Raw genomic sequence first — 13,811 nt, forward strand, 5'->3', positions numbered from 1 at the left:
CTACCTACTTTAGCTTGGTTTTCGCAATTTTGAGAAGCGTGGGGCGATAGAACGTTGAAGATTTTACGGTTGCAACGTTTTTCCGCAACCAACCTCATATCTTCAGTTTTCGAAGAGCAATCTGTACAAGTAAATGATAGCAAATATGTTGGCTTATGCCAACCGACATTCATCTCCCACCTAAAATTGGGGTTTCACACCTTCACATTTTTGAAGAAGGAGTCTTCTGTCGGAAAACGATAAAAAACAAATATCCGCTTTAATAAATCTAATATTCAACGTGGAGAATCCAAGTGCTTATAAAGAATACTTAGCTAACTGTTCACCCCAAGAAGATAATTTTGTTTCAATAAATCCTGCCTTTTTATATACAAATTTAGCTAAAAGATTTTCAGGAGCATATCCAATCATGATTAAAGGGATACTTGTATAGTTATCTTGTATAATCTCATCAATAACCAGATATATAGCTTGTTTACCTATACCTTTCCCTTGAAATTTACCATCAATCATAAGTCTATAAATCCAATAATTATTATCATCAGGATCTATTCCAAACATAGTAAATCCTATCATTTTTTCATCAAGATAAATACCTTTTGCGTAGAAATGATCTAGAAATTGAACTTCTGCGATAGAATAGAGGTTGGATGCAATAAATGTTTGCTGTTCTTCTTTAACAGACAGTCTAATTGCTTCTTCCCAATTACTTTTGTCAATAGGCTTTAAATAAATTTTCTTCAATTTGATACTCTCCTTCTAATATTGAAGAGGAACCACGTAGTTTATGGGCTAGTAAAACGGTATCCTCTTGTTTTTTTGCCCAATCAAATAAAAATATTTTCTCATCGACATCGCCTCCTTAAAGTTAAAATCACTTCATTATATTCAATATAGTTATATTCTTTATCTATAAATTCTTTTCCTACTGAATAAATCCTATTTCTTTAGCTAATTAATTCAAGGTATATGCTAACAAATATCGGTAGAATTTCTTTACTTACAATTCTATTTCACTTTCAATAAAGTGTGACGTTTTTTCGTTTTGAGGAAGAATATAATTCTTAATTTGATAGCATTGCCATCAACCTATTATTATAGGGATCTCTTTTCTATTTACTTATATTTTCATTGTTACTGAACTTTAATCCATTAGAAGTTTGTTTATATCCCAGGTTGCCTCGTGTGAAAATAAGAATAAGCAAAGCAATAAACCCCAGCCCTATCACTACAAATGTATCTGTATTCTTTAAAACAGCGTTGGTGGAATGAGTTTGTACCAAGCTAAACGTATTTACACTTGCATGAACTAGCATGACAATAAATAAGTTACCGTGATTACAGTTATAAATCCAAGTGAGAATGATTGAGATCGGCAAACACAATAAAATAAAAATTGGGAAGTGAATATATAGGAGAGAAAGGTCAGAACCCGGTCCACCCCTTTGTGCAGCCGTTAAGAAATGTGGAAGATGCCAAAATGTCCACAAAACACTAAGTAGTAATGTAGCTTTTAACGGTCCAAATTTAGATTGTAATCTAGGCAGAGCGAAACCACGCCATCCAATTTCCTCCGGTAAAGGTCCACCGAGAAAGAAAATTGCTACAAAAGAGATGAGATAGATTATAAAAAATTCAAAATTAAGGTCACGGAAAGTAGGTATCTCTCCATTTAATATCACCATACCTAGAAACATTGCAGCGGGGATAACTATGAGGATAAACAAGTACCACTTCAAACCGACTTTAGTAGATAGGATTCTTTTTCTAACTTTTTTCCATGACTCTTTGCCTTCAAGGGTTCGAAACATGATATACGCTGCTAACATAGGGCCTACAAATGCATTAGCAAAAAAGAAAATATCAAATGCCTTTGTTTTAGGAAAAGTACCCCATTGCGATAAGATAAATGGAATTAACACAACCCACGAGAATAAATATGCCATTACAAAAAATGAAGTTAACGGATAGGATTCCAAATACCCTCTCAGACCTGTTGATGAGTTTTTTGATTTTGTTAAATGCTTCAACACAATCACCTCTCCATTTATAAAATACCGTATATGTGCTAATTCTACATATTTTCATAAAGAACCTTTTTGACGTAGTAGAGTTGAGTTTTTTGTAAGAAAGGAGCGATACATTACCAAAGAAATGGAGAAATTTCTATAACAGTTTCCTTCATTTTCGTGTCTATCTTGAATGCATCTGGGGGGCATCTCATGCCTATCAAATTAAGAACATAGACAAGATGAACTTCGTCTTTTAAAACTAAAATATTCTTAATGCAGAGGTACACTCAAACAAATGTGATTATTAGTGCTTCACTAACATGATTCGTTGAACCCTCAATATAGAGGCATACTAGGTTATGATGTTTTTCCGTAACAAATATCGTTAAAAGTTTTTAGGTTTAGAGAGAGTTATAGAGGGTATATATACATTATAAAGAATTGGTTAGAGATAAACTTTATAGTGAATTGGTCTATAAAACTTACATTCTTACTTTAAATAAAAAGGGGGGAGTATATATGAGTAAAAGGTTAATAAATAAGAGGATTCTATTTATTTTGTGAACGAGGAGCGTGTGAAAAATGAAAAATATGAAACGTAAGCTTGGAACCTTTGCACTTACAATGACTGGGATTGGTTCGATTTTAGGATCTGGCTGGTTATTTGGTGCATGGAAGGCCGCCAAAATATCAGGGGGGGCCGCTATCTTTTCTTGGGTCTTAGGAATGATTGTAATATTATTTATTGCCTTACCATATAGCGAGTTAGGAGCCATGATTCCAGAGGCTGGCGGAATGGTAAAATATACCCAATATTCACATGGAGATTTCGTAGGATTTATTGCTGCATGGGCTAATTGGATAGCCATCGTCTCAGTTATTCCGGTTGAAGCTATAGCCTCAATACAATATATGAGCTCGTGGCCTTGGGAGTGGGCAAGTTGGGCCAAAGATTTAGTGGATAATGGAATGCTGACTTCAAAAGGTCTTGCAGCTGCTTCTTTACTTATAATCATATATTTCTTTTTAAATTATTGGACAGTTAGTCTATTTGCAAAAGTGAATTCATTAATTACTATATTTAAAATTATAATTCCTGGTCTTACAATTAGTGCATTGCTATTTGTTGGATTTCATGGAGAGAACTTTACTAGTCATCAGGACTTTCATGTATCTAATTGGTCAAATGTATTAACTGCTATGGCAACATCTGGTGTTATTTTTGCATTCAATGGTTTTCAAAGCCCAATTAATATGGCTGGTGAAGCAAAGAACCCAGGGAAATCTATTCCTCGGGCAGTTGTAGGATCCATTTTAATTGCAACTGTAATATATATATTATTACAAATTGCTTTTATCGGTGCTGTAAATCCCAATATGATAATTAATGGATGGTCGAATTTAAATTTCAATTCACCATTTGCTGATTTAGCGATAGCACTAAATATTAATTGGTTAGTTATTGTATTATATTTAGATGCTTTTGTATCTCCTTCTGGTACAGGTACTACTTATATGGCAACCACATCACGCATGCTATACGGAATGGAGAAAAATGGATATTTCCCTAAAGTTTTTGGGAAATTACATCCTATATATGGTGTGCCTAGATTTGCCATGATGTTTAATTTAATGATTTGTTTTGTTTTTTTATTTTTATTTAAAGGATGGGGTGTTTTAGCTGAAGTTATTTCAGTAGCTACATTAATTTCATATGTTACTGGACCTATAACAGTAATGACTCTGAGAAAAACAGCGCCTAATTTTCATCGTCCTTTCTATATAAAAGGATTAAATATTATTGCACCTTTAGGGTTCATTTTTGCATCATTAACATTATATTGGGCAAGATGGCCATTAACAGGAGAAGTAATGTTTATTATACTTATGGGCTTACCTATATATTTTTATTATCAATTAAAAACAAAATGGGTTGGATTTAAAAAGAATTTTTTAGCTGGATTATGGATTGTCGGGTATTTATTATTTATGATTTGTATATCGTACACTGGAAGTGAAAGATTTGGTGGGTTAAATATTATAACTTATGGATGGGATATGGTACTTATTTCAATTGTTTCATTTCTATTTTATAGATGGGCTATAAATAGCGGATTTAAAACAAAAGATTTAAAAGTAGCTCAGAAAATTAATGGGGGAATTAGTTAAATAATATACTTAAATTAGAAAAATGGATTTATAAGGGTTACCGTATAATATTTTTGAATATCCCCAAAACGAGGTCCCGTCAGGAAAATGCAGATTTACAACGTTAACCTTATTTTCCTGACGATTCCTCCGTTTTTAACAACGTTAAGAAAGTTTTAGTGGTCTTAAAGCATCTAATGAGATCGCTTTCTCCGAATTAAAATGATATTCTCCTAGTAAATTAATATGTTCCCAACCTAGAGGCGACATATGGCGCAATAATTATTGATTAAAACTACCAGCCTGTTTTTGATATTCAACTCCTTTTGTTAGATGTAAGGTATTCCAGATACTGATGGCATTAATGATTATATTTAAGGCACTAGCCCTTTGCAGTTGATGCTTCCCTAAGCTCACCCTGCTTTCAAAAGAAAATAGCTCTTGCCAATCCATTCATGGCTAGATTTATCTGAAGATAATCCATACAGCCAATTCTTAATTACGGTTATGGGTGGTGTTAACCAATTAGAGCGAGATTTTATCCGTATGAGTTAACTTGAAGGGATTGAACTGGCTAAGAAAGAAGGGAAGTTTAAAGGTCGGTTAAAGAAATATCATAAAAATCACGCGGGAATAAATTATGCAGTAAAGCTATATAAAAAAGGAGGAATGACTTTAAATCACATTTGTAAAATTACAAATGTGTCCAGAGCTCCGTTATACAGAAAGTTAACAGAAATGAACAATTAGCTAATCTTTATTCTGCTAAAGGGGATTTTTCGCATGGTTAACGAAATCATTATTATATGGAAGTTTATTTAAAGATAAAGAGGACTTGGGGAGCTTCATATGACTGCAGAAATAATCTTTGCATCCAATAAATTAGGAATAATAAATGATGATTAATTACAATCCATGCTCAATAAATTTAATTTGGGTAAACTCATTTCATCGAAAAAAACAGTAAAGCTTGAAGAGATAATTACTTTAAAGCGTCCATCCGAATCCAATAAAACTATATTGGGGTGGTTAAAGGAATCACCGGGTCATCCTTCACCCGAAATATTTCTAAAATTAATAGAACGACTTGAATATATACAGGGAATGGAATTAGAAACGGTACAAATTACCCCTACTTAACCTTTTTGCATAATTTTTCCTAGCTAAATTTTATATTTATTAATATTTAAAGGCAACCTTTATAATCGAATATACATATCGAATAATATAATTAACTATTCTGAATCCTTTTGATAAATATGTTATAGCAGTTACCTTTTATTACCTAATGTGTTAATATATTTATATATGATTTATTAAATATATTTGATAGGGGTGGAAATATGATTAAACTCAAGAAATTATCTACATTATTACTTGCAAGCGCTTTATTGATACTACCTACAAGTGCAAGTGCAGCAAATCTGTATGGTGTTGTGAGTAATAAATGGGATGGAATTGGCACTATCCAGGAAGCTGTAGGTATCGATGGGGATACTATTTTTGTTGGAAATTCTACTGATTTAGCTGTATTAAGCACTGAATCTGGTGGATCAATGGTTTCACATGAAAAGAACAAACCTTCTTTTCCTACAAAGGGCATTGTAAAAACATCTGATGGTAACTTTTTTATTGCGGGTACATCAGGAAAATGGAAAGTTGTAGATTCATCTGCAGGTTTAGTTGAACAAGGGCAACTATCGGACAAACGTAATCCGAGATTTGTTAAGAAACTATTGGATGGAAGGCTTTTATTAGTTTACGATAAAGGTTATTATGCTATCCTTGATGGTGATTCTTATGGCGTAACACGAACAGGAAAATGGCCAAATGATTGGAATATTAACGATTCAATTCAGTTATGTGGACACCTGATCTTGATGGTAGGTGATAAAGGGAAATATCAAGTCATGTCACTAACAAATGGAAACGTCATCAACTTTGGGGATTGGGGATCAACAAAACATGACATTACGTCAATTGACAGACTTTCTGATGGTACTATAATAGCTGTTGGAGAGGGTGCAAAATTCGCCCTTTTTAATAAAGAAGGGGAAAAGATTGAGAGTTCAGAACTGACTGATCAAGAAAGTAAAAATTATAAATGGAATAAAGTGGTGGCCCTCAAGGATAAACATGCAATAGTAATTAGTTCCACTGGTCAGATGCTTTTGGTTCAGATTGATGGAAATAATAAAATTTCTGTTAAAGCAAAAACAAAATTAAATAATTATACTTCTAACGGCACTGTAGTAAAAATTAAAGATAATCAAGTATTCGTTACCCTTGCTAGTGGTCGATATATGGTTTATCAAGCAGATTTATAAAAATTCGAATTTAATAGTAAAACATTTGAAATGCAACAACTGTATTATTTGTATAATTTAATTAAAACATAAAAATAACCAGGGGGATTATTTTGAAAAAAATATACTTATTTGTTGGTTTTTTGATGGGGTTTATAGTATTTAATTTGGATGATATTAAAGTTGAAGCTGCTGAGTTAAATGTAGAACAAATAAAACATTTAGAGTCTTTAGGTTTCTCTAAAGAAGAAATTTCGGACATGCCTGTAATGGAAATAATGAAAAACTTAGAAATTGATGGCCAAGTTGTAGCTACCAAAGAAAAGTTTATTAAAGTTACTGAAAATGGAGTTAATAATTCAAGTAAAGAAATTGAAATTGATAAGAACACGTATTTAAATGAAGTTCAACTAGAAGAAGCAAAAAGAGTACAAAAAAGCAATGGTGTGGCAAAACTTTCTAGCGATACGAATACCACATCTTATAAAAAGGTTACAACTAATATTGTCTCTTTAAAAGCAAAACAAAAGTACAGGGTAAAAACTTCCATAGAATGGAGTGTTATGCCTAGTAATAGAAAAATAGATGTTATAGGTACAGGTGTTAACAGTTCTTTTTGGGCTCCTTCTCCAGGATCACAATACGGACAACAAAAATGGAAGCTAAAGTATGATTGTAATAAAACTAAATCTAAGAATGCAACTTATACGAAGGACAGCAACAAATGGTCAAAAGGACCTTCTGGCTATGCTTTAAATATTGATTTACCTAATGATGTTAATAAATCCTACGCTTGTTATAACGAAAAAGTTCTAACTTTATCCGCATTCTCTTATTATACAGTTGAGAGATTAGCAGCTACTACTCAGATAGATGCTTATGGTAAATACTTGCATCAAGAAACAACATTCCAAGTTTCTCCGTCTATATCGTTTTCACCCCTTACGTTTGGAGTTTCAGCTAGTCAATCTGATAAATTTACAGAAACTACTACACATGCACAAGTGAAATTCTAAAAACTTTTAAAAAGATTAGCAACTGCTATATTGCAAGGAATAAGAGATGTTGCTCTTATGTAAAATAAAAGTAGCACGAAAATCTAGTTAACTTTCTGAACAAAATTTTAGTAACGCTTCAACTAATTTAATTGAATTTGAAACAAAACTAAATAGTAAATAACTAAAAAAGAGAGCCATGCTCTCTTTTTTAGTCCTCAGTAAAACCTTATTAAATGTGGAGTTTAACTAAAATGTAATTTAATTCTACATAAGTAACAAAAGATATTCATGAAGGATATACTTTCTTGTCTAAATTGTTTAGAGATTCATGTCTTTGTACACTTTTGAAAAAGTGTACAAAGACATGAAAGTAGAAACTTATTTTATAGTGTAAAATGCTCTACCATCTACAGAAACAGTCCAACTAGTACTTATTATCCTGTCCACACATCGAGATAAGAGAAGGGATGCTTCTTTAAACAGGGACACTAAAGTGAATACTTTTTAAAGAAACTTTTTTGCAGTGTAGTTAGAGATTTATAGATTTCAAAAAGGTATTGTGCCGTTGTTTATTTTAGTCGCCCGATTAACTTTGAAATTATTACAAGTTTGTTAGATCATTATTGCCCATACGGCTTAGTGGTCAATGTGATCTATAGCATAACTATTTTCTACATTCGTCTCATTTGTAAGATGACGTCGGCATATTATACAAACCTCTATATCTTAATGATATACAGCTCTTTTTACCCACTTATCTGTTGGTCAAGCTTTAATTACTAATAAAAGTAGATTTCAACACAATAGCCACTTATTGTTAATAAAAATGTATCACTTTCAAATGGGAATGTATTTTTATTTTAGAAAACATTATCCATTTGCCAATAAAAAAATAAAAATTTGAAGGAACTAATAATAAATGAAAAGAAAATAGATGTGTTAGATTCAATTACTATGAGTAAAAACATATTTCACCAATTGATAAAGAATTTTATGATTCTAACTAAGCTAATCAAGGCTAACTTATTTTCTCCTAATTTTAGCCTTAATCTTAATTAAAACCGCTTATATAGATAAACATTCTTATTTTGGTAGTTATTTTTTAAGTTTCAATGCACTTGTACCATACTCACATAAAGAAAAGCTTATTTGAATTGAAGTTCATGTAGGATTTCCCCCTATTTTCTAAAATATAAGTGTAATTTCTTTAATAATCTGCACAAAAATTAAATTCTATACGTATATTTAAATTAGAACGACTGTACTAATTAAAGGGAGGAGAATGTATTTGAATAAAAGGCATTATGATAGTGAGATTACAAAAAAAGAAATCATGGAGCATGCATCTCTTTTGTTTTCTCAAAAAGGATATAACCAAACATCTGTCGGAGATATTTCCAAGTCCTCTGGTTACAGTAAAGGACATATATATTATCATTTTACAAACAAAGAACAGCTATTTGTTCTCTTAGCGCAACAAACTATGCAAAATTGGTATGAAAAATGGATAGCAAAAGAATCTACTTATTCAACCGCAACTGAAAAACTATATAGCATGGCAATTCATGTCCTTTATAATTACCAAACGCCGTTATTAAAATCAGGTCAAGAGCTCGCTTCAAACCCAAAATCTAGTCCTGAATCGGTCCAGAAATTATTCGATTTATCAATTATACCAATGAATACTTATCAAACAATATTAAAAGAGGGGGTAGAAAAAAAGGAGTTTAAAGATGGTAATCTAGACGAATGGACTATATTGCTAGGAACTTGGCTTGGGGGATTATGTCAGCTCACGAATACACATGAGTTGAAAACACTAGAACCGCTGTTTAATCAAGCGATTACAATCTTTTTAGAATCAATAAAAGACGGGGGAAATGAAAATGAAGATTGGATTAATCGGTGATAGTTTAACTGAAGGTCGTCCAGGAGTGTCCTTTGTGAACATATTAAAACGAAAATATCCAAGTATCACATTTTTAAACCTTGGTAAACCAGGGGAAACGGTTAAAAGTTTGCATACACGATTAACGAAAATCAAGTTGGAATCAAATTTTGATTTAATCTTCCTTTGGATTGGTGCTAATGATGTTTATTCAAAACTGTTAAAAGTGCAAGCTCAACCAATTGTAGAAGACCATCGAGAATTTAATAATTATTTCAACAAAATACTGAATATAGTCATTCCTTTTTCAAAGTACGTTGTTGTAGTTTCACCAGCAATAGTGGGAGAAAATTTAAAAAATCAATCAAATTACGAGTTAAAGGGGTTGTCTACTATTATTGAAAATATATCGAGTCAATTTTTAAATGTTAGTTTTCTGGATATGCAATCAGTTTTTGAGAAACGGTTGGCTAACGTGAACAGTTCAGACTATATCAGCACAAGTGTTATGACTGTAATGAAGGATGTGTTTCTTTATAAGAATCCAATTCGAATTGATCGATTATCCAGTAAGCGAGGTCTTCATTTGACTTTAGATGGTATTCATCTAAATAGCAATGGTGCTTTGTGTGTGGCAGAAGAATATGCATCTATGATAAATCAACTTTTATTCGATAGCAGTGGTACCATTCAGTCACAAAAATAGATTAATTTATGGGGGGAACTGGAATGGGAGAAAATAAAAAGATTGCTATTGTAACAGGCGGTGCCTCAGGGATTGGCAGAGCCATTTGCAATGAATTATCGTCTCGAAATGTATTTGTAGTTATCGCTGATATTAATGAGAGAGAAGGAAAAGCGTTTGAAGGAAAGCTTAACCAAGACGTTTTAAATTCTAGGTTTACGTATTTAGATGTTACTGATTACAATTGTGTAGAACATGTAATTGAAGAGATATATGGAGAATTTGGAAGGCTAGACTATCTATTTAATAATGCTGGAATCTCTATGTACGGTGAATTGTATGATATGTCGTTAGAAAACTGGAAAGAAATTGTTGATATCAATTTATGGGGAGTCATTCATGGTACTCAAATGGGATATAAAATAATGAAAGAACAAGGGTTTGGACATATTGTCAACACGGCATCTGCTGCAGGTCTTGGTCCATCTCCAATAGCTTCGGCCTACTCTACGACTAAACATGCTATTGTAGGTTTAACAACCTCCCTTCATTTTGAAGCGGAAGAGTTTGGTATTAAAGTGAGTACGCTTTGTCCGTCTTTCGTTGATACTCCAATATTTGATGCTGCAAAAGCAATAAATATCGATAAGTCTGCTATAACTAAACAAATGAAAAAACACAAGATGATGTCTCCTCAAAAACTTGCGAAAATTGCTATTAATGGAGTTCATAAAAATAAACCTATAATATGCCCAATGCCACTACGTAAAACAATGGATGTCATATTTACAATATTCCCCCCAATGCATAATGCATTAGCGAGGTTTGTTTGTAAAGTGGTTAGAGAGGCCAAAGGTTCAACTGGCTAATTTTTATGATCCCTCGCAAAATAATCCAACAAAACTGGTTAAACCTTCGCTATTTAGTTAAGAAATAAATTCAATTTGTTATGTAAAAAAATCAACCAAATGTTATTTTAGTCCGTTGTTAAAATGAGACCATTAATAAGTTGGTTTCATTTTTTTATCCAAAAATAATTATAGAAATAGAAGTATTCACTCTCTTGTCTAATTAGGAGGATATAAAAGTCCAAACTTCTGTTGATTTTTTTCGTGCTTATATTGATGGACATAGGAAAGGATTTCGCAAACATAAAATAATATTGACAACGAAAGATTACAAGTATAAATTCAGTTTCAGATTACAAATGTAATACAGAGGTTTGTAATTTTATCATTTTAGCCAATTCATCTCCCACCTACTCACTTCGCGTTCCTTGAGGAAGGAGTCTTCTTGACTAAAATGATAAAAAAGGAGGGAGAAGGTATCTTTTATTGAAGTTTGTTTATAATAGCTTTTTAACTTGTTAGGGGAAATCATAAAGGAGATTAGTAATTTCTTTGATCATTTTTATTTTCTTTATAGTATTGGACTTATTGTATTAGAAAATTTAAATTTTGAAAGGGGAATCAATAAATATGAGTAAGAAAAAAGATACGTGCCTATCAACTTAAGGATAGAAATTAAATGGGTTTTTGTTTAAATAAACTAAACAAAGGGGTGTTCTTTATGTGTACTAGTTTGACATTACAGACAAAAAACGGTCAACATCTTTTTGCAAGAACGATGGATTTTACATTAGATTTCAGTCAAGAAGTAATAATAGTTCCTCGAAGTTATCGATGGAACAATATAACTGGTGAAACCATCGAAACGAAACAAGCAGTTATCGGGATGGGGATTAACTATCAAGGAAGGGTCATTCTGGCAGATGGAGTAAATGAAGCAGGTATGACATGTGCAACGCTCTATTTCCCAGGTTTCTCCACTTATAATGAAAGTATAGATGACAGTAAAACAAATCTGGCTCCATTTGATTTTGTGGCTTGGAGTCTCACGCAGTTCAATTCTATTGAAGAGTTAAGAAAGTCTGTTGATAGTATTTCTTTTTTGGATGTACCATTACCTATTTTAGGACTTACTCCGCCGCTACATTGGATTATAGCGGATAAATGGGGAGAATGTATTGTACTAGAGCCGACAACTGAGGGGCTAAAAGTGTATGACAATCCGTTAGGGGTAATGACCAATAGTCCAGAGTTTAACTGGCATCTACAAAATTTAAGACAATATATTGGTCTTAGATCGCAGCCCTATGAGTCTACACAATGGGGGGATTTATCATTAAGTGCTTTTGGACAAGGTTCAGGTTCAATAGGGCTTCCGGGTGATTTTACCCCACCATCAAGATTTGTTCGGGCAGCATATGGCAAACAAAATATCCAAGATATAGATAACGAAGAGGAAGGGGTATCGGCCATTTTTCATATCTTATCGAATTGTGAGCTTCCAAAAGGTGGAGTGATAACGGAAGAAGGTACATTAGATAATACCATTTATACAAGCGCAATGTGTATGGAGTCGGGTATATATTATTATCATACCTATGATTGTAGACAAATTATAGCCATACATCTATTTCATGAAAATTTAGATACAGATGAAATTAAAACTTATCCATTTCAGCGTAAACAACAGATTTTTTATGAAAACTAATCGGAACCCTGTAAACAGTGTACAGATGTTAGACTATATCATTTCTGTTGTCTAGTTTACTAAAGTATTACTAAAAAGGAAGGATGATACCACATGTTAGGAATAGAGGGTAAAAAAAGGGGATTTTAAGGCATTATTTAAAGTGAAATAGATAATTTAAAGGAGGAATTTAAATGGATGCAAGGAAAGAAGGCATAAAATAAGAGAAGATGCCAAAGAACTATAACCGTATTTATTTCGTTTCTCCTATTAATTTTATCATTTTAGCCAAGAAGACTCCTTCCTCAAGGAGCGTGAAGGGGCACAGCTCAGTGAGTAGGTGGGAGATGAATTGGCTTCGAACAAGGGATGGCAGGAAGCCATCTTAATTGTTCGACATACAGAAAGTGTTACTCACTACCTATCGAATGTACGTTTGGTGTATAATAGTCATATACCGAAATGGAGGTGAATCAAATAATGATGAATAAAGCCTATAAGTTTCGTATCTATCCAAATCAGGTACAAGCAATTCTAATCAACAAAACGATTGGGTGTTCTCGCTTTGTATTCAATCATTTCCTATCCTTATGGGATCAAGCATACAAAGAGACAGGAAAAGGCTTGACCTATGGTACATGCTCTGCCAAACTACCTGCCATGAAAAAAGAGCTTGTTTGGCTAAAAGAAGTGGATAGTATCGCGATTCAGTCGTCTGTTCGCAACCTTGCGGATGCTTATACACGCTTTTTCAAAAAACAAAACAGCGCACCGCGCTTTAAATCTAAGAAGAACAACGTACAATCTTATACCACAAAACAAACAAATGAAAACATTGCCGTTGTAGGGAACAAAATAAAGTTTCCGAAACTAGGCCTTGTTCGATTTGCCAAAAGTCGCGAAGTAGAGGGGCGTATTGTAAATGCTACAGTTAGACGAAACCCTTCTGGTAGATATTTTGTGTCACTATTAGTTGAAACAGAAGTACAAGAACTTCCGAAAACACATTCTTACATTGGAATAGATGTAGGACTAAAAGATTTCGCTATTTTGTCAGATGGAACACACTATGAAAATCCGAAGTTTTTCCGATCATTAGAAGATAAGTTGGCGAAAGCACAGCGTGTTCTTTCTAGAAGAATGAAAGGATCTTCTCGCTGGAATAAACAACGAGTAAAGGTAGCTAGAATTCATGAATACATATCAAATGCTAGAAAAGATTACTTGGACAAAATTTCA

General features: G+C 32.8%; 10 protein-coding genes and 3 pseudogenes. 10 read left to right on the plus strand and 3 right to left on the minus strand.

Annotated features, from left to right (window positions below; translation table 11 throughout):
• Nucleotides 1-297 precede the first annotated feature (297 nt).
• Both QO049_RS22965 and QO049_RS22970 read right to left on the minus strand, forming a co-directional pair.
• A complete protein-coding gene (locus QO049_RS22965) occupies nt 298-744 on the minus strand; it encodes a GNAT family N-acetyltransferase (protein WP_246963263.1) in 447 nt (148 codons plus the stop codon).
• A 368-nt stretch (nt 745-1,112) separates the two neighbouring features.
• Nucleotides 1,113-2,033, minus strand: a complete 921-nt coding sequence (locus QO049_RS22970; RefSeq protein WP_246963261.1) for a CPBP family intramembrane glutamic endopeptidase — start codon at nt 2,031-2,033, stop codon at nt 1,113-1,115.
• 561 nt (nt 2,034-2,594) lie between these two features.
• Here QO049_RS22970 and QO049_RS22975 point away from each other — a divergent pair.
• A complete protein-coding gene (locus tag QO049_RS22975) occupies nt 2,595-4,181 on the plus strand; it encodes an APC family permease (protein WP_246963258.1) in 1,587 nt (528 codons plus the stop codon).
• Nucleotides 4,182-4,325: 144 nt separating this feature from the next.
• Here the strand turns inward: QO049_RS22975 and QO049_RS22980 are convergent.
• A pseudogene (locus QO049_RS22980) lies at nt 4,326-4,620 on the minus strand (Tn3 family transposase); the annotation flags it as partial.
• On the opposite strand from QO049_RS22980, the pseudogene QO049_RS22985 reads away from it, so the two are divergent.
• From QO049_RS22985 to QO049_RS23025, 9 genes and pseudogenes are all read left to right on the plus strand, one after another.
• A pseudogene (locus tag QO049_RS22985) lies at nt 4,614-4,910 on the plus strand (helix-turn-helix domain-containing protein); the annotation flags it as partial. The pseudogenes QO049_RS22980 and QO049_RS22985 overlap by 7 nt on opposite strands.
• Nucleotides 4,911-5,503: 593 nt before the next feature.
• The gene (locus QO049_RS22995) at nt 5,504-6,487 is read left to right on the plus strand and encodes a hypothetical protein (protein WP_087965573.1); all 984 of its coding nucleotides are present in this window, start codon (nt 5,504-5,506) and stop codon (nt 6,485-6,487) included.
• Between the two features lie 92 nt (nt 6,488-6,579).
• Nucleotides 6,580-7,482: a hypothetical protein gene (locus QO049_RS23000; protein ID WP_246963255.1), complete on the plus strand. Its 903-nt coding sequence runs from the start codon at nt 6,580-6,582 to the stop codon at nt 7,480-7,482.
• 18 nt (nt 7,483-7,500) lie between these two features.
• Nucleotides 7,501-7,645, plus strand: a pseudogene (locus QO049_RS30790) (ribonuclease); the annotation flags it as partial.
• Between the two features lie 1,107 nt (nt 7,646-8,752).
• Complete coding sequence (locus QO049_RS23005; protein ID WP_246963242.1) at nt 8,753-9,373, plus strand: TetR/AcrR family transcriptional regulator; 621 nt, start codon at nt 8,753-8,755, stop codon at nt 9,371-9,373.
• Nucleotides 9,351-10,058, plus strand: a complete 708-nt coding sequence (locus QO049_RS23010) for an SGNH/GDSL hydrolase family protein (protein ID WP_284489517.1) — start codon at nt 9,351-9,353, stop codon at nt 10,056-10,058. The genes QO049_RS23005 and QO049_RS23010 overlap by 23 nt, the downstream gene beginning before the upstream one ends.
• 8 nt (nt 10,059-10,066) lie before the next feature.
• Complete coding sequence (locus QO049_RS23015) at nt 10,067-10,906, plus strand: SDR family NAD(P)-dependent oxidoreductase (protein WP_284489518.1); 840 nt, start codon at nt 10,067-10,069, stop codon at nt 10,904-10,906.
• 700 nt (nt 10,907-11,606) lie between these two features.
• On the plus strand, nt 11,607-12,593 hold the full coding sequence (gene bsh / locus QO049_RS23020; protein ID WP_284489519.1) for a choloylglycine hydrolase: 987 nt from the start codon (nt 11,607-11,609) through the stop codon (nt 12,591-12,593).
• A gap of 459 nt (nt 12,594-13,052) precedes the next feature.
• The coding region (locus tag QO049_RS23025) for an RNA-guided endonuclease TnpB family protein (RefSeq protein WP_284489520.1) at nt 13,053-13,811 on the plus strand (759 nt) is incomplete at its 3' end.

The sequence above is a fragment of the Bacillus sp. RB3 genome, from assembly GCF_030164735.1.
Taxonomy (GTDB): domain Bacteria; phylum Bacillota; class Bacilli; order Bacillales; family Bacillaceae_G; genus Bacillus_A; species Bacillus_A cereus.

What these genes read in the sequence shown, in the direction of transcription:
- QO049_RS23010 (WP_284489517.1), top strand. Translation starts at nt 9,351, where the DNA reads ATGAAGATTGGATTAATCGGTGATAGTTTAACTGAAGGTCGTCCAGGA.
- QO049_RS22995 (WP_087965573.1), top strand. Translation starts at nt 5,504, where the DNA reads ATGATTAAACTCAAGAAATTATCTACATTATTACTTGCAAGCGCTTTA.
- bsh (WP_284489519.1), top strand. Translation starts at nt 11,607, where the DNA reads ATGTGTACTAGTTTGACATTACAGACAAAAAACGGTCAACATCTTTTT.
- QO049_RS22975 (WP_246963258.1), top strand. Translation starts at nt 2,595, where the DNA reads ATGAAAAATATGAAACGTAAGCTTGGAACCTTTGCACTTACAATGACT.
- QO049_RS23015 (WP_284489518.1), top strand. Translation starts at nt 10,067, where the DNA reads ATGGGGGGAACTGGAATGGGAGAAAATAAAAAGATTGCTATTGTAACA.